The organism is Paenibacillus sp. yr247, from assembly GCF_900103825.1.
Classification (GTDB): Bacteria; Bacillota; Bacilli; order Paenibacillales; family NBRC-103111; genus Paenibacillus_E.
Genome location: NZ_FNIF01000034.1, coordinates 1 through 22850, shown reverse-complemented (window position 1 = coordinate 22850; position 22850 = coordinate 1). Strand labels below are relative to the sequence as shown.

The 22850-nt window shown below is 41.8% G+C and carries 23 protein-coding genes and 2 pseudogenes; 19 read left to right on the top strand and 6 right to left on the bottom strand.

Going from position 1 to position 22850, the window contains the following annotated elements:
- Nucleotides 1-34: 34 nt before the first annotated feature.
- On the bottom strand, nt 35-3406 hold the full coding sequence (locus tag BLT91_RS27620; protein WP_090827161.1) for a S8 family serine peptidase: 3372 nt from the start codon (nt 3404-3406) through the stop codon (nt 35-37).
- A 592-nt stretch (nt 3407-3998) separates the two neighbouring features.
- Here BLT91_RS27620 and BLT91_RS27615 point away from each other — a divergent pair.
- From BLT91_RS27615 to BLT91_RS27590, 7 genes are all read left to right on the top strand, one after another.
- Nucleotides 3999-4220, top strand: coding sequence for a hypothetical protein (locus BLT91_RS27615; RefSeq protein WP_090827159.1), 222 nt, complete (start codon nt 3999-4001; stop codon nt 4218-4220).
- A gap of 102 nt (nt 4221-4322) precedes the next feature.
- Complete coding sequence (locus BLT91_RS27610) at nt 4323-5210, top strand: LysR family transcriptional regulator (RefSeq protein ID WP_090827157.1); 888 nt, start codon at nt 4323-4325, stop codon at nt 5208-5210.
- A gap of 51 nt (nt 5211-5261) precedes the next feature.
- Nucleotides 5262-5498: a DinB family protein gene (locus BLT91_RS30990; protein ID WP_141225101.1), complete on the top strand. Its 237-nt coding sequence runs from the start codon at nt 5262-5264 to the stop codon at nt 5496-5498.
- Between the two features lie 205 nt (nt 5499-5703).
- Nucleotides 5704-7227, top strand: a complete 1524-nt coding sequence (locus BLT91_RS27605; RefSeq protein WP_090827155.1) for a spore germination protein — start codon at nt 5704-5706, stop codon at nt 7225-7227.
- Complete coding sequence (locus tag BLT91_RS27600; RefSeq protein ID WP_175532555.1) at nt 7227-8426, top strand: Ger(x)C family spore germination protein; 1200 nt, start codon at nt 7227-7229, stop codon at nt 8424-8426. Before BLT91_RS27605 ends, BLT91_RS27600 begins: the two co-directional genes overlap by 1 nt.
- The gene (locus BLT91_RS27595; protein ID WP_090827151.1) at nt 8423-8635 is read left to right on the top strand and encodes a hypothetical protein; all 213 of its coding nucleotides are present in this window, start codon (nt 8423-8425) and stop codon (nt 8633-8635) included. Before BLT91_RS27600 ends, BLT91_RS27595 begins: the two co-directional genes overlap by 4 nt.
- A gap of 23 nt (nt 8636-8658) precedes the next feature.
- The gene (locus BLT91_RS27590) at nt 8659-9747 is read left to right on the top strand and encodes a GerAB/ArcD/ProY family transporter (protein WP_090827149.1); all 1089 of its coding nucleotides are present in this window, start codon (nt 8659-8661) and stop codon (nt 9745-9747) included.
- 111 nt (nt 9748-9858) lie between these two features.
- Here the strand turns inward: BLT91_RS27590 and BLT91_RS27585 are convergent, their stop codons facing one another.
- Nucleotides 9859-10674: a DUF2935 domain-containing protein gene (locus tag BLT91_RS27585; RefSeq protein WP_090827147.1), complete on the bottom strand. Its 816-nt coding sequence runs from the start codon at nt 10672-10674 to the stop codon at nt 9859-9861.
- Between BLT91_RS27585 and BLT91_RS32045 the strand changes: the two genes are divergently transcribed.
- From BLT91_RS32045 to BLT91_RS27550, 8 genes and pseudogenes are all read left to right on the top strand, one after another.
- Nucleotides 10673-10894 (top strand): helix-turn-helix domain-containing protein, encoded by a 222-nt coding sequence (locus tag BLT91_RS32045; protein WP_175532554.1) that lies wholly within the window; start codon nt 10673-10675, stop codon nt 10892-10894. The two genes, BLT91_RS27585 and BLT91_RS32045, sit on opposite strands and share 2 nt — an antisense overlap.
- Before the next feature lie 51 nt (nt 10895-10945).
- Complete coding sequence (locus tag BLT91_RS27580) at nt 10946-12430, top strand: spore germination protein (protein WP_090827145.1); 1485 nt, start codon at nt 10946-10948, stop codon at nt 12428-12430.
- A gap of 16 nt (nt 12431-12446) precedes the next feature.
- Complete coding sequence (locus tag BLT91_RS27575) at nt 12447-13547, top strand: GerAB/ArcD/ProY family transporter (RefSeq protein WP_090827143.1); 1101 nt, start codon at nt 12447-12449, stop codon at nt 13545-13547.
- Nucleotides 13544-14695, top strand: a complete 1152-nt coding sequence (locus BLT91_RS27570) for a Ger(x)C family spore germination protein (protein ID WP_090827140.1) — start codon at nt 13544-13546, stop codon at nt 14693-14695. Before BLT91_RS27575 ends, BLT91_RS27570 begins: the two co-directional genes overlap by 4 nt.
- A 767-nt stretch (nt 14696-15462) precedes the next feature.
- A complete protein-coding gene (locus BLT91_RS27565) occupies nt 15463-15819 on the top strand; it encodes a helix-turn-helix domain-containing protein (protein WP_090827138.1) in 357 nt (118 codons plus the stop codon).
- Between the two features lie 171 nt (nt 15820-15990).
- On the top strand, nt 15991-16452 hold the full coding sequence (locus BLT91_RS27560) for a hypothetical protein (protein ID WP_141225099.1): 462 nt from the start codon (nt 15991-15993) through the stop codon (nt 16450-16452).
- A 191-nt stretch (nt 16453-16643) separates the two neighbouring features.
- Nucleotides 16644-17235 (top strand): annotated as a pseudogene (locus BLT91_RS27555) (DJ-1/PfpI family protein).
- A gap of 254 nt (nt 17236-17489) precedes the next feature.
- Entirely contained in the window at nt 17490-17900 is a 411-nt protein-coding gene (locus BLT91_RS27550) for an NUDIX hydrolase (RefSeq protein ID WP_090827135.1), read from the top strand.
- Nucleotides 17901-17976: 76 nt separating this feature from the next.
- Here BLT91_RS27550 and BLT91_RS27545 read toward each other — a convergent pair.
- From BLT91_RS27545 to BLT91_RS27535, 4 genes and pseudogenes are all read right to left on the bottom strand, one after another.
- A pseudogene (locus tag BLT91_RS27545) lies at nt 17977-18520 on the bottom strand (transposase); the annotation flags it as partial.
- A 120-nt stretch (nt 18521-18640) separates the two neighbouring features.
- The gene (locus BLT91_RS33685; RefSeq protein ID WP_302847561.1) at nt 18641-18766 is read right to left on the bottom strand and encodes a hypothetical protein; all 126 of its coding nucleotides are present in this window, start codon (nt 18764-18766) and stop codon (nt 18641-18643) included.
- 138 nt (nt 18767-18904) lie between these two features.
- A complete protein-coding gene (locus BLT91_RS27540) occupies nt 18905-19450 on the bottom strand; it encodes a glutathione peroxidase (protein WP_090827133.1) in 546 nt (181 codons plus the stop codon).
- 14 nt (nt 19451-19464) lie between these two features.
- Nucleotides 19465-19983 (bottom strand): DoxX family protein, encoded by a 519-nt coding sequence (locus BLT91_RS27535; protein WP_090827131.1) that lies wholly within the window; start codon nt 19981-19983, stop codon nt 19465-19467.
- 847 nt (nt 19984-20830) lie between these two features.
- Here BLT91_RS27535 and BLT91_RS27530 point away from each other — a divergent pair.
- From BLT91_RS27530 to BLT91_RS27510, 4 genes are all read left to right on the top strand, one after another.
- Nucleotides 20831-21220: an NUDIX hydrolase gene (locus tag BLT91_RS27530; RefSeq protein ID WP_090827129.1), complete on the top strand. Its 390-nt coding sequence runs from the start codon at nt 20831-20833 to the stop codon at nt 21218-21220.
- A 217-nt stretch (nt 21221-21437) separates the two neighbouring features.
- Nucleotides 21438-21650, top strand: coding sequence for a protein kinase family protein (locus tag BLT91_RS27520; protein WP_090827125.1), 213 nt, complete (start codon nt 21438-21440; stop codon nt 21648-21650).
- A gap of 8 nt (nt 21651-21658) precedes the next feature.
- Nucleotides 21659-21961: a phosphotransferase gene (locus tag BLT91_RS27515; protein ID WP_090827123.1), complete on the top strand. Its 303-nt coding sequence runs from the start codon at nt 21659-21661 to the stop codon at nt 21959-21961.
- 97 nt (nt 21962-22058) lie between these two features.
- Nucleotides 22059-22607 carry a nucleoside/nucleotide kinase family protein gene (locus BLT91_RS27510; RefSeq protein WP_090827122.1) on the top strand — a complete coding sequence of 183 codons (549 nt, stop codon included), beginning with the start codon at nt 22059-22061 and terminating at the stop codon, nt 22605-22607.
- Nucleotides 22608-22850: the final 243 nt, after the last annotated feature.

The window sequence follows — 22850 nt, the reverse complement described above, 5'->3', positions numbered from 1 at the left end:
ATACCCTCATTTCAAACAAGATAGGGAAAGCGGATTAGTTCAATACGTTGATAGCGTCGATCGTAATGACCGTTCCGGTAGAGCTGGCATTCTTCTGTCCGATATTGACCACTTTGATTTTGTGATCGCCACTAGCAAGGATCGGAGAAATAAATACGGTAACTTGATACTTCGCTTTGGAACTATACCAATCAACCGGGTCGGTTGTAACAAGAACGCCATCAATATAAATTTGTGCCATACCGTAGCTTGGACCGCTATTGACCAGCAAAGCGACTCGAGTTCCTGTGAAGGAAAACTCCGCAGAATTATTTAGTTCGACCGAAAATTTCTGCATGCCGCCGGTAAATTTCTGACTGTAGCCGGAGCCCCAAATGCCCTGATAGGAAACCGAATTGTCAAACGAGGTAAACAAGTTTGAAACGATAAACGCATCGATGTTGATCATAGCGCCATCTGATTTTTTCGAAGACTTATCATGCTGTCCGGTCCATTGAATTTTGATGGTATGACGACCGTTGCCTAATGATTGTTTAAATAGCGATTGCTGCGTCAATGGTGTTGCGCTATAGAGCGAAGGAGAAGCTACTTTGATATCATCAATATAAACGTCGGCAATGCCGGAATTTACGCCTTTAGAGCCGATCCATTCAATGGTGTTTCCTTTGAAACCGAACTCCACGCTGCCTGCCCCGTCCAACTGCATGGACTTTCCGCCCGAATAGGAAGGGCTGGTCACGGATGACCAAGGGCCGGTGTACTGAAGGGCCTTATCGTTGTCTTCGAACGTTCCCCATTGACTGCGAGAAAGAATGCTGAGCGTAAATGTACCGGCACCGGCAAAGGCAAAGACATCGACATAATACGTTCCGGATTTAGGCACCGTGTACGTAATTGCTTCATTAGAAGTCCCCGGATGTTCAGAAGAAGCGACGATTCCTGCTTTGCTGGCAACTGTTGTCGCAGATGAGTCGTATAATTCAAGATCGAAATCCGTTCCTGCATCGCCAGTTAGGGAGAGGTTGATTTGTTCCCCGGCTTTCAGATCGAGCGCATAGACTTTATCCGGGTTGGATGCTGCGTCCAGCTTATCGCTGACCGTCCCATCTTGAAGCGGGGTACCGGGAATGTCTTTATCCCAAAGCGCTCTGAACGCATTAATCATTCTTCCGCTCACGGTCATGCCGTTCAAGGCGCTGAGCGGTTTGCCGCTTTTCATTAATTTGTTCTTGACGGCTGCGGCATCCATATCCGGGTACTGGCTGAGCACAAGCGCCGCCGTACCGGTTGCGAAAGCGGCCGCAAAATCCGTGCCGGTATTGTAGCGGTAATAACCTCTAGACCACTCAATATCGACCTGGGTGATCGAAGGATCATCCGAAGCGAGAATTTCGGTAAAAAGATTAATATCCGAAAGCTGAAACGGCTTGGATGTCCCATAAATCGTGCCGGGTACCGGATATGCAAGAGTCTTCGGGTTTCCGTTAGAGCCTACCTGCATCAAAACCAAATGTAAGGTATCCAGTACAAATGGAGATTCGCTGATCCCATCTAAGGTGTTATGACCCGTCAGCAGCAGATGTCCGCCATTATTTAAATACGTTGTCAAGTTATCCTGATCATTCTTAGTTAAAAACACATCTTGATTGATAAGCGTTTTAGTTCCGGTAAACCAAATCACGACGTCATAGTTATTAAGCTTATTAAGATCCGGACCATCTGCTTTTTGATCTGGAGTGGTGTAAATTTCATAGTCTAATGGATGAGAGGATTTATAAGTATCTAGCAAGTCAGTATAAACTTTCAAAGTCTCATCTGCGGCAAAAGGTCCGATATCACCGCCTCCACCGGAGCTGACATTATCGTCTTGCACCAGCAACACTTTCATTTTCCCGTCGATACCTCGAGCCTGATTCAAGTAGTCCATCGCAACGTCAAACATTCTTTGGCGTTGTTTCGGGTCCATCCCCAAATCTTCTCTGATAGGGACTTCTTCAAAGCCTACCCCGTTATATATCCCCTTGTATTCTTGGTTGGTTGGTCCAGCATACTTATGGATTTCTGCGCTGTAACCAATTGTATTGCTCGGAGATTCCGTGATGACATAGTCCCCTGGCGCGGCAACGTCGACGGATGATTTTCCGAATGCTGCACCATAGGCCAAGTTCCCTCCTCTGTCGATAGCCGTGACGCTCAGTACGTTGGGACTTTTAAAATCGGCAGGATAAACCGGGATAAGATCGGTATTCAGATTAACATGGTCGCCGGCGGCCGATACGAAGAGCATGGGGGAATGCTCGATGACATCGCGTAAAGCTAGACTATAGCCAGGCGTGAACCATCCAATATTGGCAATTTTGGCGCCATGGCTTTGCGCATAATCGATAGCTTTAATAACATTGGCTATATCTCCGGTGTTCGTCATGACCTTAAGCGGCATAATTTTTACATTTGGAGCAACGCCTGCAATACCAATACCATTGTTCGAGGAAGCTGCTATGATGCTGGCAAGCCAGGTTCCGTGGTAATCGGAATATTTATCTTTGATATCGAATAGCGAGCCATCGTTGTGGACGAAGTCCCAGCCATGAATATCTTGATTATTTTTTTGCGGATCTGGGTGAGGATTCCACCAAATATTTGGATATAAATCCGGCAGCGTGGTTTGGACGCCGCTATCGATGACAGCTACAACCAGGTCCTTGCTGCCTTGAGTGACGGCCCAGGCTTCAGTCGCGTCGATATCAATGCCGGGCGTACCTGCTGGAGCATCCCCATTGTAAAGGGTTTGTCCTGTGTTGTTCAATCCCCATTGCTCCTTGAAGAAGGGGTCATATGGAATAAATGGTTTAGGTGTGTTGGCATATTGCCCTAATACTTGATCAATGGTCATTTTCACTTCGGATTTCATCACTTCGGATTTCTCGGGAATATTGGCCGGGTAGATTTTATAATCAGGCTCCGCATATTCAACATTAGCGTCATTCTTTAAATCAGCAATGACTTTACTAATATCCGTTCCATCTTTCAAATGGAGCACTTGGACGCCGGTTTCCGTTAACGGAAGCGTGTTCGCAACATGCTCTGCAGCATACGGACTGGACAGCGCCGATACAGCAACATTCGATTTATATTTCACAATGACGCTGTCCGGGGCGTACTCTTGCTTTAGAACTTGAGAATCTGACGAGGCTGTGGCGCCGTCCGCATGACTGTTAACGTCGGTTTTGGCATTTGTTACAGGCTGCTCGCCTGAAGTAATTTGACTTTTTCTTGGCTTAGCCGATGTAACTTGAGTTGAATCGGCTGCATGCACCATGTTTGCATTGAATACCGGCACAACCATTCCAAATGAGACAAATATCGAAACTACAATTCTAAATAACTTTTCTTTTTTCCAATACAACTTTGTCACTTCCTCTTTCAAAATGTTAAATCTATTAAATAAAAACTAGATTGCGTCATGTATTATCCCATCAACCACCACCTTTTATGTTATATTACATAACCTATGAAGTTAAAGATAAATGCTGGCAATAACCGAGACAGTAATCGAAATAGCCTATAAAAAAACTTGACATTGAGCGGTTGATTCTATGGGGAAACCGATTGATTTTTGTTATCTGAAAATTGAGATATGCCGACAGCTAAGCACTTCTTTACAAAAGCATTGGCCTGGCCAACTAATCAATTACCACGTTTGATCAATTTGGATAAAACCCGGTATATCCACCAGCCATACAAGAATGAATAAAGGAAAAAGCTCTGCCTTAAGTATCTTTGATTAGACAGACCAAGTATTTAAAACAACATTGTGGAACAAGATCATCGATTCATGTTGGGTATTTGCTATTACATTTAATTTCTTGCATCATACCCCCTAACTCCTTACTTATAGTGTATTCCAGTTCAAACTTGACTCATGTGGACTTCAATGAGCAGCAATGACAATATGATTTCTGAGATGTTCTAAGTAGCTTTACAAGCTTGAAAAGCCTATGATTCCGAAAAAAACATTGGCATCACTTGGATTTTTGGACGAACTCGATATATCCGGAGTAAAGAGGATTGCAATTGAGGAAACATCATCATGCCGAGATCACCTTTTACAAATTTCACGAGATGAATTGGTGAGCGAAGCCGTGGATGAGATGTGGATTGAAGAGCAGAAGCAAACACCGGAACTAATGCGTACAAAATACATCCTTCACATTGAGTAATGAAATTAGGTATACTATAGCACAAGGATTATCATTACTATTATCTATAGTAATTAATGGTTATCATTATAGTTTTTAATAGTAAATGAACGGAGGCTTGTCATGGATATCCAATACTATATTACCTTCCGCGAGGTGGCACGGTGCCTTAACTTGACCCGGGCGGCCGAACGTCTCGGCTATGCTCAACCCAGCATCTCCGTCCAAATGCAAAAGTTGGAGAAGCATTATCAAGTGAACTTGTTCGAGAGAGTAGGCAAGAAATTGCAATTAAGCATCGACGGTTTAAAATTGCTTCAATATGCCGATCAGATTGTCGAAGCCTACAGGAAAGCGGAAGAATGCCTCGCAACTCCGGAGAAGACAAACATCACCATAGGCACTATTGAATCCTTAGCCGCTTATTATTTACCGTTCTATTTCCATTCTTTTCGCTATGCCTATCCCGAATTGAATGTGACGATACTTCCCTCATCCAATAATGAAATTATTCAAAAAGTGAAACAGGGGGAAGTTGATTTAGGTATCATTTTAGATCAGCCGTTTATTGATCCGGAAATCCATACGACACTGATTCGTGAGGAAGAGCTCATCGTTATTTGCCCTCCCAGTCACCCTCTTCTGGCCAGGAAAGAGCTTGCTATCAAAGATTTGCACCATAGCGATCTTATCCTGACCGAAATCGGATGTACCTATCGAACGGCATTGGAGCGCTCATTAAAAGACGGTCAAGTCCTCTATCAAGTCGTATCTCAACTTGGAAGTATTGAGGCAGTTAAACAATGCGTGATCATTGGAATGGGGGCCGCTTTGATTCCACGAATCGCTGCGAGGGAAGAACTGGATAAAGGCGTTCTCCATGGCATAAGACTGCATGACGACCGGTTCCCGACCTTCTATACCCAAATCATTATGCACAAAAATAAATATAAATCGGTACCGTTAAATTATTTGACCTCGTTGTTTAACGCTTCTGACAGCGTGAGCTGATTCCGCTGAACCAGCCGTTTCGCATAACAATGCCTTGGAAAGCCGCCATACATATTTTATGAGAAGTTAGACCGTGATCAATATTTGCTCCTGTTTCAAGCACTCCGTGCCAGTATGCTGCCAATCCTATCACAATTGACTGCCGAACAAGTGGAGAGAGTGGGAGTTTATGCCGATGCGGGGCAGTTCACGTTCAAACAATTATTGGAATACCGTGTTCAGCATGTACGGGAAAACCTTGCACAAATCGAAAGGGTAAGGAAGTCTTATAGGCAGAGTCTAGAGTAACATGAAGCATTCATTAATTTGTTCAACTAAAGTGAAATGAAAGCTGAATTAAAAATGAACAAGTAAGAAAGTAATGCAGCCCCAATAAAAGTTGGGGCTGCATTTTTATTATAAAGATTTTACGAGGTTTTTACATAATTTAGAAAAAGAATGAACATAACTATATTTAATGTTGTCATTGCTTGTCGTGGAGGTATTTACCCCTATGTTAAAAGAGTACCAAGATAAAGCGCTAGTGAACGAAACGATAAGCACCATTCTGACATCCTCATTGGAAGAAAACGAAGCCGTTTTAAAGAACACGTTTCATTCTTGCTCGGATGTGATATTCCGCTCTTTTCAAATCTGCGGTCAAACGAATGCTCTTCTCTTATATATAGATGGATTAATCGAAGAAAAACAGTTGGACGAATCACTGCTGAAATCGCTTATGTTAGGCAACTCATCCGGGCCGTTGGACGCTAGGGAAGACATTCTTTCTTTTCTGCAAAATCAATTGATTGCCATCAGCCAAGTGAAAAGAGCATCGAATATTCCAAGCATTGTTCAAAATGTATTGAAGGGCTCTATTGTCATTTTGATTGCGGGACAAACGGAAGCACTCGTTCTCAACATTCCAGGCGGGAAAACAAGAGCCGTCGAGCAGTCTTCTTCGGAAAACACGGTTCGAGGTCCTCGCGATTCGTTCACCGAAAGTATTCGGACCAATACAAGTTTAATCCGTAGAAGAATACGTTCAGCTCGACTGAAAATCGAGTCGCTAACCGTAGGGGAACTAACCCAAACGGACGTAGCGATCGCCTATCTTGAGGATATTGCTAATGCTACCGTCATCCAAGAAATCAAGTCCAGGATTCAGAACATTCAGATCGATGGCGTGCTGGAATCGGGGTATATTGAACAATTTATCGAAGAACGCACGTATTCTCCTTTTCCTCAGTATCTCGTTACGGAACGACCGGATTATGTAGTATCCGCATTATTGGAAGGACGAGTTGCGGTTTTGACTGACGGCTCCCCATTCATCATTAGCGGTCCAATGTCTTTCTGGGGATTTCTTCAGGCGGGAGAGGATTATTACGACCGTGTTCTGTTTGCGAATTTGATGCGGTTTTTGCGGCTCATTTTAACAATGATTGCCCTGGTCTTACCCTCCGTATATGTTGCGTTAACCACGTTCCATCAGCAAATGATTCCGACAAAATTGATATTAAGCATTTCCGCCGCCAGGGAAGGTGTCCCCTTCCCTGCATTAGTGGAAGCGCTGATTATGGAAAGCACATTCGAGGGTTTACGTGAAGCCGGAGTTCGTTTGCCTAAGCAAATTGGTCAAGCCGTCAGTATCGTGGGCGGCCTTGTCGTCGGTCAAGCAGCCGTACAAGCCGGCATCGTTTCGACCCCGATGGTTATTGTGGTGTCATTAACTGGCATTGCATCGTTTGTCATACCCCGGTATAATTTTTCGTTCGCTTTTCGGATTCTGAGGTTCCCTATGATCCTGCTTGCTGGTATGTTTGGACTTTATGGCATTACGGTAGGGCTGCTTTGCATATTAATCCACCTTGCCGGCCTCAAGTCGCTCGGAGTTCCCTATTTATTTCCAATGGCACCGGTTAACTTTCAAGGACTCAAGGATACTTTTTTTCGGGCCCCTTTATGGACAATGTATTTTCGGCCGCAACAGGAAGGGAAGCGCCAGACCCGCATACCGAAAGGGCAAGAACCGTAATGTGCAAAGGAGAAATCGGGCCCTACAAGAAAGCGCGGACGCTCCTTTTACTTATGTTGGTTCCGCTTTTGAGCGGTTGTTGGGACAGGGTGGAAATGAATGACGTAGCCCTTTTTATGGCATCTGGGCTGGATATAACCGAAGATGGCCGTTTATTTGTTTCGATTCAGGTACCTATCCCCTCTAAAGAGGGGACGTCAGGAACACTTGACAAAACGTATTACGTAATTTCCGCCTCGGGGACAAATATTTACGATGTAGAGAGAAAGTGTCAACTACTGCTTTCGCGAAAATTTTTCAAAGGACATCGCCGGGTTGTCTTCATCGGAGAAACATTAGCCCAAAAAGGAATAGAAGAAATTTTGGATTACTACTCCAGGGATCCAGGAACCCGGCTTCGCACTTACCTTGTTGTGACTAAAGGCAAACAGGCCATAGAACTGTTGCGAACGGATCATCCTTATGAACGTATACCGTCAGAGGAGGTTCGAGAATTGGAGCGTAACGGAGTCGGTACGGCGGTTACGTTCCGGGACTTTTTGATAAACCAGGAGCGAGACGGAATCGTACCCGTATTGGGAGCAGTAGAGATTCAGAAACCCCAAACTTTGGTTGAAAAAAAAGATGAAAAGTCGAAGCTAAACGTATTTCAACTCTCGTCGACAGCGGTGATGAAAAATTACAAATTGGTGGGATACCTGAATGACATTGAAACGAGAAGCCTCATGTGGATTAAAGGTGAATTAAAGCATGAATATCTGGCCGAAAGGATTCCGGAGGCCGGAGGGAGCGTCGGCGTTGTTTTGAAGAAAACGGAGAAAAAAATAAAAACGGTTATAAAAGACGGCAAAGCAAATATTCATATCGAGCTGAGTGGTGATGGCTTGCTTCATGAAAGTAATGTAGAGTTGGATATCAGTCGGCCGGAAAGCGTAGCCATTATTGAACAAGGACTTAGTAAACTGATTACGAAGCAAACTCTTCACAGCATAAGGAAAGCGCAAACGGAATTGAAATCCGACATATTCGGATTCGGACTGTTGGTGCATCAATATCAATATGGGACATGGAAAACTGTGAGGGATGATTGGGATACGATTTTTTCTGATGCAGACGTTTTCGTAGATACCAAAATCCACCTGCGAAGAGCCGGTATGATTAGTTCTTCTCTAGAAAACAAAGGAGTTCACACCGAATGACGAATATTGTGATGTACTCGTTCTTCGTTGCCTTACTCATCTGGGTACAACTGAAGCTGATGAAAAAGACGGCGCAAATGAAGGAATATGTTACTGTAGGGCTCATTTTAACACTGTCGACCGTTGTCGGTTTGTGTATGACTATGGGTTTTCAAATCATGAGCCCCTCTATGATTTTGCAAAAATGGCTCTCGATTTTCGTGAAATGACCGATCGGAGAAGGGACGCGTAGATGAAAAGTTCCGGACTAAACGTCCTTATCTCAAATACGGAGCTTTGGGCTCTCATGTTCGTATTTATAGTAGCAAGCTCGATGTCATTACCCATCGGTTACACCACCGGGCATGATTCTTGGATATCCGCCGTCATCGGTAGCATTGCTGGGCTCTGTATGGCTTGGGTGTATGCGACACTTTGCAGAAAATTCCCGCAAAAGTCGGTAATAGGAATTGCCCAGACCCTACTTGGCACCTGGATGGGGAAAACGATCGGGATTTTGTATACTGGGTACGGCTTCCAGCTAGGTGCTTACGTTTTGCGCAATTTTGAAGATCTTACAGGAACCGTGTTACTGCCACGAACCCCAAGCGTTGTGATCAGTTTGATCATGATCTCAATTGCCGCTTGGGCCGCGTATCAAGGGATTGAAATTATTTGTAGATGCGCGCTTATATTAATAATCGTTGTGGTATTGCAATCAGTTATATTCATTGCATTATTGATACCAGATATGAATCCTGGAAATCTATTTCCGGTATTAGAAACAGGTTGGCGTCCCGTGTTCGACGGAGCCGCGCAAATCGCAGCATTCCCTTTGGGAGAGTCGGTGCTATTTATCATGATCATCCCTTTCGTTAACTGCGCCGACAAGGTAAAAAAGACGGTCCTCTCCGTAATCGGATTGTCCGGCTTATGGTTGATCACATCCCATTTCGTCAATATCCTGGTAATGGGCGAACTCGCGAGTAAACAAATTTTCCCCTCGTATATGTCCGCGATGTACATCTCTGTAGGGGACTTTTTCGAACGAATCGAGCCGATCGTGTTTACCGTTTGGGTTTTTGGTGAATTCATGAAGCTGACCGTTTGTCTATTTGCTGCCTCTTTAGCCCTAGCGCAGACGATAGGGAGCCGAAATTATCAGATTTACATCGTGCCTCTCGGGTTTGCGCTGTTTGAGCTATCTCTGTTTCTTCATCCTAATCAGCTGGACGTGATCGAGTTTCAGAAGCATATTTGGCCATGGCTTTCAGTGCCTTTCCAGTTTGTTATTCCTCTGGTCTTGCTGCTTTGCTCTCAAATAAAACGGAGCCGTATCTAACCATAAAAGAGGTGGCGAAGCGGGGAGGATATGTCTATGTATATGATTAGTGACGCCGTCGGTCCGGAAGGACAGCCCAAGGATTCGTTAATTAAGGATTTTTCAGTTAGATTAGTTCCCGACTCTAGGTTTGGCAGGATCACAATCAGGGCAGGGCACGCCTGCAGCAGCTTGAGAGAGTTTATACAAATAATAGCACTCTTCCCGGTACATATGATCGGGGATTAACTCTGATAACGTGCTCAGCAATTCTTTTCCGGTCGTAAGCTCCTGCACTTCGGACAGAAATTTCATGAAGAGGAGCATAACGGTATTAGCTTCTTGATTAAATCGCCGTAAAGCAGGGAAATCCGGCAATGCAGTACGCATATAACCCGCAAGCTCGATCGCTTTGAGATAATAGGTCTGAAAATAGCGTTCGAATTCCCCGCTCTTGTTTTTCCAGTTCTTCTCTACCAGATCAAATTCGCCTGACAGGATGTCACAGTGGCCAACTGCATCTAGAAGCCATACTAAATGCTGGTGAACAGCCGGTCCTGCTGGAGGCAGTTGGCCGCTTGTCAGTGCCGCAAAAACGCGCATCGCTTCCTCGAGCTCATCGACCATATGATTTAAAAACGTCGGGTACAAGTGGATGACGATATTCCCCGTTAGCGACCGTTGTAGCAAATGAAGTTTATAGGCACGCAATTGTGAGGTCCAAGGATTGACAGATTGAAGCAAGGCAGCGATGCTCCCGCCATCCAGGTTCACCCTCGCTGAATCCGACAACTTATCAAAGGCTTGAATGAACTGCTGTGCATTGGATATTTCCGCATCCTCTCCTGGAGCCAGCCCATCCCTGATAAACCTTGCATGATCACCCAAAACCGGCAGCCAAAATCGGAGCTCAAAGAGCGCGCAGTCCTCAAAGCCCATTATCGTCATGATCCACAGCTCCCTTTTAAGATGGCATAACATTCCTGTATTACACTATGTGAGTGCCGGCTTGTCAGATGCCTATCTAGTGTACGGAGCCCTTTCTCAGATCGATAAAAAGCGTTCCGTCGTTCCGATGTTTGGTAAGCGAATTAAAGAGATTAGAAAGTTAAATGAACTAAGTCTGATTGAATTTGCCACTAAGATTGGAATCTCTCCGAATATCTAATCCCTACAATACAAATACTTTATTTATGAAATAAAGGAGGCCTTATCATCGATGTCTTTTAATGGAGAAGATAAGATGCGTTTAAAGGAATATTTAAAAGATGCATTTTGCGACGACGTTGATTTCGTTTCAAGAAATATACCCGTTTTGAACGCTGAAGTAAATGTTATGTACATAGAAAATCTAATTGAAAATGAAATGATAAACAAATATGTAATCGAAAGATTGCAGGACAGAAACTCGGAGGATAGTGTTCTAACTTCAGCCGAGATAATGGATATTATTGAATCCAGAGTCATCTCTGTAGCGAAAGTTTATAGTTCAGATGAAAAAGATCACCTCGTACACGCTATCCTTACAGGTCATGTTGTAATAACAAGTAACGATACGGATTTTGCTATAGTTATACCATTACTAAAGCGTGAAGTAGGTGAAAAATCAGAAACAGAGCCCTCCCTGCAGAGTGGAAATGAAGCGTTTACAACAGATATAAATAAAAATTTTAACCTGTTAAGAGTGAGATTGCCTTCCCCAAACTTAATGTTTAGACAGGTGAAATTAGGAAGAATTTCCCATACAAAAGTAAGAATCGTTTGGCTAAAAAAAGTAGCCAATCCCCAAATTATCGAAGAGATATGCAGTAGATTAGACCGGATCGACATCGATATGGTCCATTCGATATCCGTCATAACTGAACTAACCGAAGATAGTCCTTTATCGATTTGGCCTCAATATAAGCTGACTGAACGAATTGATGTAACCGCCGCTAATTTGACTGATGGACGTGTAGCCATACTATGCGATAACTTCTCCTTTGCAATCATAGTACCTTTATTGGTTTTACAGGAATTTCAGACACCTGACGATTATTCGCAAAAATGGATATTTAGTTCGATCATGAGAATTATACGATATTGCGCTTTTTTTATTTCATCGACATTGCCTTCCCTGTATGTGTCGTTTGTAGCCTATAATCATTCCATTATGCCCCCGGCTATCGCCATTCGTATATCTGCGGGAAGAGGGGAGGTCCCTTTCCCTTCCGTCATTGAGGTGCTGCTCATGACCTTCATGATTGATTTACTTAGAGAAGCAGGGACGAGGTTGCCTAAAGGTTTGGGTCAGGGCATCGGTTTCCTTGGGGCCGTCGTTTTAAGCCAGTCGGCTGTGGAAGCGGGTTATGTCAGCCCTGTCGTGATCATCATTGTTGCGATCTCTGCGATTTCAAGCTATGCGCTGCCGTCGATAAACCTTGCAAGTGTAGCAAGAGTAACTAATTACTTTTTAATATTTATGGCAACAATTTTCGGACTTTTTGGCGTCATTATCGGCATTCTTTTTTTGCAGTGGAGATTGGTTACCCTACGCTCTTTCGGCGTTCCGATTTCCCATCCTTTGGATGTCGGCGAAATTAGCCTGATGAAGGACCTGTTGATAAGGTCTCCGCTGTGGAAATTGAGAACCCGCCCCAGATTATTGTCCGGAAACGAAACGAGGATGGGGGATAGCACCAGAAAGCCAGGTCCCAAAAAATAAAGGGGAGATCAGGGACATGCTGCAAAAGCAAAAGATTTCGAGTCTACAGGCCATATATCTTACCTTCGCAAGCGCTTATGGCGGAGTTGTTTTTTATCATTCCTACAATATCAGTTTGGCAGGGAGAAGTGCGTGGATTGCGGAATTCGTAAGCGGTTTTATCAATATTGCCTTTGCCCTATGGGTATTGAGCGTTGCAAAGAAATATCCGGGAAAAAACATATTCCATATTCTTGAGATGTTTAGCGGAAAATTGATCAGTACGATTTTCATTATAGCTTATGTTGGATTAAACATAGTCCTGTCGGCTTTGCTGTTAATGTTGTGCGGAGGGCTGGTGAAGACCTTGGTTTTGCACAATACACCGATGTGGGCAACAATGTTTCTGATGATTTTACTGTCATTTTTAATCGCAGGTAGTGGTATTGAAAATTTATCCAGGTTAAGCGCAACTTTGGAGATTGTTTTGCTCGGTATATTTTTTACCCTTGTTATCGGTGTAATAACCCAATTCGATCCTTCCAACATCTTCCCTATGTTAGACAGCGACGTTCCATCATTTCTAAAGGCTGTCTTATTGGCAGGAGGAGGGCATTCTGAAGTTATTTTATTCATGTTCATTATGGTTGAATCTTTGTATCAACCTGGGAAGCAATTTTTTTCACTTACTGTAGGGTTACTGGTATCTGTCGTATTAATGCCGGGAGCCGTATCTTTCTTAATCTCAGCCGCTATTTCTCCGGAAGAGGCTTCCAGAATTTCTTTTGCAGGTGTAAATGTAGCTTTTTCAATAACAATTGGAAAATTCATTCAAGGAGTAGAAATTTTTTTATTAATTACTTATGTTATCATCACCGTATTGAAGCTATCCGGAAATTTCTACAGCAGCTGGGTAGCTTCAGAATCCATCATAAAAAGAAGTTCCAAGGTTCTTATCATCATCATTACTATTGCTACATTCATAATAACTTTGAATATACGCTCATTTAACCAAGCATACTACTATTACATACTGGTAATTCAATATTGTGTATATCCATTCTACATCGTTACCCTGGGTACAGTTTCTATCCTGATGTTTGCAAAAGGAAAAAAGGCGGTATCAAGGAAAACATGAAATATTCGAAATGTATAAGACTCATTCTAAGTATTGTCATTCTGACTGCATGCACCGGATGCTGGGATTACATGGAGTTTGAAAGCATGGCTTTAGTGCGTGCAATCGGTATCGATATTGATAATAACGGAAAATTTCTTTTGACTTGCGAGATCATAAGGGCTCGAAAACAAGATAAGGAAGGAGGAAAGTCCAAGGAGGTGGTCCAAGGAACAGGGAAAACAGTGCCGGAAGCCTTCGGTAACCTGCAAACCATCGTGCCGCAAGAATTGTTCTTAGGATATGCTACAGCAGTCATTATCAGCGAAGATGCGGCAAAACAACAACTGAAAAATATCATGGATTATTTATTTATTACTCCAAGTATAAGAGAGTCCGTATTTTTGGTCTTAACAAAGGAGAAACCAGAAAATATTTTGAGTATGTCGGTCGGGAAAACAGGGCTGTTGGTCGGGGAAGCGTTAGTGGATTTTTTTAGGGTTTCAACTCTTGTAGGTGTTTCATTTCCGGTCAGGTTAAAAGAATTTAATAAAATGCTGATGACAGAAGGAATAGAGCCCATCGCCCCATTAATAAAAATATATGGAGACGGAAATCTCAAGGTGTCAGATATGGTTGTTTTTAAAGGCTACAAGCTGGTAGGCGTGCTTGATGGGAACGAAAGCAAAGGATTGGGACGAATTGCAAATAAAAAATTACAAGAAATATCATCTGTATCCATAACGATACCTGACACTGGAGCTTCTGTATCCGGTGTATTCAGACTTCAAGATAGTAAATCGAAAATAAAAATTAAGACGGGCCATGAGGTACCCGAAGTATTCATTTCGGCGAAAGTCAATGCTACGATGCTCCAATTCGGCGGTAATACCGGAGCCATAACTCCGGAGATTCTACACGCATGTGAAAAGGATCTGGAAGACAAGGTAAAAAAAGAATTTGAAGCCGTAATAACAAAAGCCCAAAAAGAGTTTAAATCCGACTTTTTGGGAATAGGGCTCAATTTTTATCAACAGCATCGTAAAGAATGGAAAGTTAAATTTAAGCCAAAATGGGATGAAGTTTTTCCAGAAGTTCCTTTTCATGTTAACGTAAAAATAAAAATACTCAATTCAGGAACCAAAGTTATTCCATTAAGCGAACAATAATCGATTTGCGGTTTGGAACTCCAAGTGGATGCCTTAACTGTGGAGGAACTGGTTTCGGAAGTTCCGTCGGAACAAAGTGGTTTTTCATGCCAGGCTAATCGAAGATGTACGAAATGCAAACCGATTACGAAAGACTTTTCTGAGATCGATTGGGTATTATAATGAAAGGTTAATTTGGTTTACTTATGTCTTGAAGACTTTAGATAAATTGAGAGACTTTCAAGAGAGTGAAATGGACTAAGGGATATACACTTTAAACATGAATCGAATCGCTTATTGGTGAAATGGAGATCGCCCGACCATAATCTAATGAGCGATTTCTTTATATATTTAGTATTAAATGGAGCAACTTTATCAATGCGATATTGATCCATTTCAAAAGAAGATTAGGCTAGCCAATTATGGGATTAATGAAGTCGAATGTCGTATTGGGAAGGTACTCGTTTGACTATAACATTTTGATTCTGTTTGCGGTTCACAACTTTCTATACATGGTAATTCCTGGTGGTTCATGACTTTCTTTTTTTCACCTTCATCACATGCCGCGGCAAACCCAGTAAAATCAACAAAATAGGTTTACGACTTTTATATCACCTGACAGGCATGTCTGGTGATATAAAAGTGTAGAACCAGTAACAAATGTCGGGAACCAGTAACAAAAGTATGGAACCGCAATAATGACTTCTTGTTTAAACTAACAACTTGCATTCAAGTGACCCGATCAATAAAATGTTCGGGTCACTTATTATTTAATTGGATGTGAAAAAATGATAAATATTGGGCCCAATATTCGTAGATTACGAAAAATAAATAATATGAATCAAGTGGAGTTCTCGAGTAGAATAGGCATTTCTCAGGGGAATTTAAGTGAGATTGAGCAAGGAAATTGTAATCCATCTTTTGATACCTTATTAGCAATAAAGAAACAATTTAATTGCAATATTGATGATTTAATAATAATTGATAATGATTTTATTAAATCTAATAATTCTTCTGTTCTATCAGAAGGGGAAATAAGCATGATATCAAACTATAGGTTGTTAAATGGGTTTGATCAAAAAGAAATAGATGAAATCATTAAAATAAAGATTTCTTTAAATAAAGAAAAATCAAATCTGATATAAAGTCGTGATCTATTAGTTAGCCCCGATGAGCTAGTACAGTCATCGGGGCTTTTTTTTAGAGTAAACTAACGAGAAGTCATTAAGCTAACGGGCAGCATAGTTCAATTGGTAGAAGGAAAATATTTTCATTAGAATGGGGAATATTACCTTCAAGTGGAGGTTGAATTATTGTTGAAAACATTAGATCGCATGTTATTCCTTGTGGCAGTATTTAGTCTCCTTTTTGCTCAAACAGTTGGGGCATCAGATGGAGCAGAAGTGTTGGATATTAAAAAAGGTGAGATAATCCTCTCAATAAAAAACTCTAATTCGTTGCAGAACCTGGTTAAAGAATGGTTGTCCTCTGCGAATGGAACCGTAGGTTCCTTAAAAATCGAACCAAGCGAGGGCATAGCCATTAAGATCCCTCTTACGCCACCTTACAAAGTTAATAACAAATGGATTACTGGAACAGTTACAGAAGTAGTGATGTTTATTAGTCCGTCCAAAACTTATTTTCCTACTCTACTAGTATTTACGAAAGAAGAAGGTCTTGTTGCTGTCCATGTTAAAAACCACAGTTTAAAGACTTTTTTAAAGAAAAACAAATTATTCAATCCAGAATTAAATCTAGTCGAACCTTCATTACGATAACGCATATTCTTAAATTCATAAAGACATGCAAACAAAGCAGGCGCAGCGGCGACCTGCTTTGTTCATTGAGGTAACGGCAGAATACTAAAATTGGTACATTAAATTTAATCATTATTGGATCTTTTACTTCACCAATTTTCAAACTAAAATAGAGATATAAGAAACAATAGAAGCGAGTGGGAGTTGTTTTCATGAGTTGGAATGTAGGTTTACTCTTATTTAACGAGGTGGAAGTCTTAGATTTTGCAGGTCCCTTCGAGGTGTTTTCGATTACAGAGTTTCCCGAAAACAGAGAAAAGGCTTTTCATGTAAAGACGGTATCTCAACATGGTGAACTAATTAAAGCGCGAAATGGACTGATGGTTAAACCGAATTACAGTTTTGAAACTGCCCCTTCATTTGATATTCTTATTGTTCCAGGTGGTTATGGAGCAGAGGAAATAGAAATCCATAACGCAGAGGTAATTAAATGGATTCAAGAACAATCTGCAAAAGTAGAACTACTTACATCAGTTTGTACAGGTGCCTTTCTGCTCGCAAAAGCTGGACTATTAGATGGTAAATCAGCAACAACTCACTGGATGGATCTAACTCGACTTGAAACTGAATACCCAAACGTTAAAGTGATAAGAAATATGAGATAAGGATGAAGGTAATTTAATTACTTCTGGAGGTATATCATCAGGAATACATATGTCTTTCCATGTAATACGTCGTTTAATAAGCGAAGAGATAGCCTTAAATACCGCAAAGCGAATGGAATATGAAATTACAAACATCTAACTATGTTATTGATGAACTAACGGGACACGAGAGTTCAATATACAACACGAAACGGCAGCCGGCTTAGTTGATCGGCTGCCGTTTTCTCACTTAACGGGCAGTATAACGGAATATTCCGTTTAATGGAGGCGTATAAGTATTGGAATCAATGATGTGGGAGAGGAACGGGTGGTTGATTTTCTCAAGGCTTGTTGTTTCATTCAAAGTGCATTAACGGGACAGTATGTAAATAAAAACTGTAAGGGAGGATAAATATGCCAGAGTTTCCAAGGCACTCCGTCTCGGCGGGTGTTATTGTACTAAATGATGAGGGGAAAATTTTGCTCATTAAGGGACCTCGAAGAGGGTGGGAACCGCCTGGAGGTATTGTCGAGCTTGGTGAATCAATTGAATCAGCCGCTATTCGTGAAGTTAAAGAGGAAACAGGAATTGACATCGAAATAGTCAAGTTCTGCGGTATATTTCAAAGTGTTTCAAAAGGTGTAGTTGCGACAATATGGTTAGGGCGAGCTGTCGGAGGGGAGCCAACGACGTCCGTGGAGAGTTTGGAGGTAGGCTTTTTCACGATTGAACAAGCTATGGAATTGGTAACTTGGCCCACCTTTCAAGACAGGATAAAATTAGGTATGGATGAAAGTAAACACCCATTTTTTATTGCTTGGTAACAAGATTCGTATTCGGAAGATAAATGCAATCGGTTGAACTAACGCAGAACGTTAGTTGAATAATAACACTACTCCTGGAACCGTGCTTAGTTATTTTATTTATGGTTGCTTGCTGTAAACTTGCCTGAAGAAAAATCACTTGGATCTATACCAGCAAAGGCAACAAATTTCTTTGCGTGATTGAACCGATCGATTTCACCGATCTCAGCTAAAATTGTTGCTGTAATCTCCTTCTCATCCAGTTCCAGAACCTCTTTAGACGTTGGGTGTAAGGCCAGAAGTCGAAGGGAAACTTTTGAATAAAGGTCACCAAAAACGCCATGATATTCGGGGAAAACCTGATCCAGAATGGCCTGAAATTGTAGTTTTACCTGGACATACATACCCGTTAAAGATTCATGTTGGCGTGTTAGATAGCGTAAATTCATGAGATGCTGACCCCGTTTTTTGTAGGGTTCAAACTCTTCTTTATAAAACAACGCTCCTAATAGATGGGCATCAGCGGCATCCGTCTTCAACCGTCGCAAATTGGTTTTCTTGGCGTTATGTGAGATTAAAGGATTAATGACGATGTTCAAATACTGGTGCTCATCCAGAAACTGAACAACGGGGCTATGATGCGGAGAATGCCGGCATTTCCCGTGAAGAGTTTGAGGCAGGTATCGCTGAAAAAACACTACTAAAGTGGCTTCCAAGGCTCGCCGAAGTAGCGAATGCGGCCGTCCTTATGGCCCACAGATCTAGCCAGCGCGATAACAGGAGCTGTGGCGAATGTGACCTGTGGTGAAATTATCGACTAAACGAGTGAGAGAGATGCCTAATCGCACGAACGTATGCAGAAACCATGTAGTACGTAAAGTGTTCATCTCAAGATAAGATCAACCTGCAGCTCCTCATTTGGTTTTTGAAGACTGAAGCACTCCGCCTTTCCATCGTCCAAAAAAGCCAACCGCGACCGCCGGTGAACGGACGGCGCGGTTGGCTTCCTTTTTTAGGCGACTGGCTTACAGCAGCGCTTCGATCGCAGACTCCATCGACGCGGGATCGACGGTCGACTCAAAGCGCCCGACAACGTTGCCTTCGCGGTCGACGACGAACTTGGTGAAGTTCCACTTGATGCCGTTGCCCTCGTAATACTCGGGCAGTTTCTCTTGAAGGAACGATTGCATCTTCGCCCCGCCTAGGGTAGCGGTATCGAAGCCCTTGAACGGCGCTTGCTCCGACAGGTAGCGGAACAGCGGCGTTGCCTCCGGCCCGCGGACCAGCGTCTTCTCGAACAGTGGGAACGTCACCCCGTAGTTGATCTTGCAGAATTCCTCCACCTCGGCCTCGCTGCCCGGCTCCTGGCCGCCGAACTGGTCGCTCGGGAAGCCGAGGATTTCGAGGCCTTGGTCGTGATATTTCTTGTACGAAGATTCCAAGCCTTCGTATTGTGGCGTGAAGCCGCATTTGCTGGCGGTGTTTACGATGACGAGAGCTTTGCCTTTGTAGGCGGACAAGCTAACCGGTTCGCCTTTGATCGAACGCGCGGAATATTCGTATACGGACATGTTAATTTTCCTCCTCAATGGGTATTGGATTTGGGTGTATTATGGAACATCTGGGTAAACAATTCGCGTAATCGAGAAAGTGTCACATAATCGACACCAAATTTTCCTGCGTTAGCGCCTGCTGCGAGAATTATGAAGCCAAGTAGTGCCATCAACGGGTTACTGCTGACAGAACCGGCAAACATGTACATGAAGTTCATTAATACACCGAAGAAGGCCGCAACCGTAGTCAAACAGCCAAGGATCAAACCTATCCCAACAAGAAATTCGCCCAATGGGACGATTAAGTTGAACATTTGGATATTTGGGAGTGCAAAATGTTTTAAAAATGACACATAATTCGGATAAATCAAATTATTTGTTGTGGAATCCATTACCGGTTTCGCTATCGCTCCTTTGATAAAACCGCTGGCGTCAAATGCCTTCGAAGCAGTGAGCTTGCCCAAACCTGACGTCATCCACTTCCATCCGGCATACAATCGAATTAGCGACAGCAGCATTGCAGCGTATTTGTTCTCCCTTATCCATTTCATCAAAGTAGGTCCACCTCTCCCTTATTATTTCGCTTATATTTTTCACTCCTTTCATAGGTAACGACGCAATAACAAAATCGGTTTGTCCAAAGATATGCCAATTCTTTGTTAAACGACAGGTAAAGAATGGAATCTATGTATAAACATCAGGCTGTATGCTCGTGCAATTCTGATTATTTATGCGACAGAAGCCAATCGGTTAAAGCCAAAATTTCCGAATCATTCAGCGTGCCTTTGAACGACGGCATTCCGCCTCCGCCGTTGTTCTCATTGGAATGAAGTACTTTATTTTTTTCTTAGGGGGCAAACCGCTATTTCAGTTATTTTTGTCGCAATCTTCAAGCAAAACCTCGGTTACAGGGTTTCGTCAATTTCATTTTGATTACTTTATTTTTTCTTTAATGGTTCCAGTTTTTTTTAGAATGAAGCAATAACCATAATTTAATCCATTACGCTAACGAAGAACGAGTTCAAATAAAAAAGAAGTTTATCGGAAGTTATCTAGTCACAGGACACCTGATTCAAAGGTGTCTTTTTGTTATCCGCGAACATCGGATCAAAAGGTAGGTGTGTGTTTCTAGGCAAAACGCTTGCAGACGCTTATCAGACGAATAAATATTAGTCCAGCATAGTTAATTGCTGATTGTACGATTTAAATAAGGCTACTGAGTGGCAGAATGAGGGTGTGCAATAGGTGCAGATTCCAACTATGTTACTGTTCTCATGAAACTAAATAACTGACAGATCAAATCCCACAATATGGTATAATTGTATCAACGAAAAGAGTTGCCGTTGACTCTTTAATTTTTGATGAAAGTACGATTTCAAGGAAATTGGAGTGAGTCAAATGGAGAAATGGACAGGATCTGCGGCAATTTGTATAAATGAAAAGAAGGAATTATTGATGATTTTACAAGGCAAACCAGAAGAAGAAAAAAGATGGTCTGTACCATCTGGTGGCAAGAATACTAACGAATCATATGAACAATGCTGTGTAAGAGAGGTTTGGGAGGAAACAGGTTACAAGGTGGCGGTCAATATGAAAGTATTCGTTAAAGGTGAAGGTTTAGTTCATTATTTTGAAGTCAATCTGTTAAGTGGAGTGCCGACAATTCAAGACCCTGACGAATTAATCCATGAGATAGCTTGGAAATCTGCGTCCCAAATAGCCGAGTTGGACTTATGTTTTGAGGAAGATAGGCAGTTGCTCCTAGATTATTTAATGTCCAAAGTTTGAATATAAGAGTAATTTCATTGAAAGTGAGGGGAACAATAATGCAGGAATTTACACTTCCAGAGAACTTATCTAAAATGACAAACGGATATACGTGGAGAAGAATTACTATTGGTCATTCAGAATCAAAAACGTACTTATTGATAGGCACTTCATTTAATCTATACTTAAAAATTCAATCCCTCACTGCTGTTGAAAGCCTATGTATGAGAAAGAACGATTGAAATGGTTACAAGGCAAATTGCTTGTCCCAGAGGTTGTTTATTACGGTCAAGACGATTCTAATGAATACTTACTCATAACCGAAATCGAAGGTATTAATGCTTCTGAAAAGTCATTCGAAATGATATTACCGCAGTTAATGAAGCAATTGGCTTATAGTCTGAGAGCAGTTCATGAAGATAAAGGAAGCCAAAAATCGAGTAGAAAATAATCTTGTTGATGAAGAAAATTTTGACCAACATAGACAAGTTTAGTAAAAAGCCCATTACTGAGGACTTGGTCTTTACACATGGCGATTACTGCTTACCTAATATCATTATAAATAATGGGAAGGTTCATGGATTTATTGATTGGGGTAGGGCTGGGGTTGCAGACAGGTATCAGGATTTAGCCTTGGCAATCAGAAGTATAAAATATAACTTTGGCAATGAGTATATATATGCCTTTCTTGATAATTATGGTCTAACAGAATTAGATGAATCAAAAGTCATTTACTATCAGCTCATGGACGAGTTCTTTTAATCAATAAAACATGGATTTCATTAAGCTAATGGAATGGACAAAAAAGATTTATGGGTGGGGGATAAGGCTAAGCTAAAAGTTCTGGAGTGTGATAATAATGATGCAAAAACCAAGAGTGATTTCAATTGCCGCTGTATCTGGCGGAGGAAAGACGACGATAACAAACCAATTGCTTAGTAAATTAAATAACGCTAAGGCTTTGTATTTTGATGACTATGAATTTCAAAATTGTCCAGACGATATTTGTGAATGGGTTGAGAAAGGAGCGGATTATAATGAATGGAACCTGCTCCCATTGATTAAGGATGTTCAGCTACTGCTTAAAGATAACTCATTAGAGTATATTGTTCTTGATTATCCTTTTGCTTATTTGCACAATGAAATGCGTGAATATATTGATATGACTATTTATATTGACACTCCACTGGATATTGCTATGGCTAGACGAATTCTAAGAAATTACAAGGAGAATCCCATTGAAGATATACGTAATGATTTAACAAATTATTTAGTAAGAGGAAGAGCGGCTTATTTGGAAATGGAAAGGACAGTTAAACCAAATTCAGACATTGTTATTCAGGGGTATTTCAATCCATCCTTCATTGTGGAACGAATATTGGAGGAAGTAACTAATAGGTTATCCTAACTCAAGTGACAATAATAGAGAAGTTTCGTTCATGAGCTGTGTCGCGGTGACAACAAGCATCATGTGCTGCGGCAGCTGCTCCTTGTTTTTATTGACAACGGGTGTATCCAGAAGGCATATTGGATTTTCTTTTAGATAGAATGGAAACAGTATCCCATTTAGTTATAAGAAATGATGAATAAAAGTGAGTCCTATCCTGGTTCAACTAACTCAGAATGATAGCGTAATAAAAAGACAGTCAAA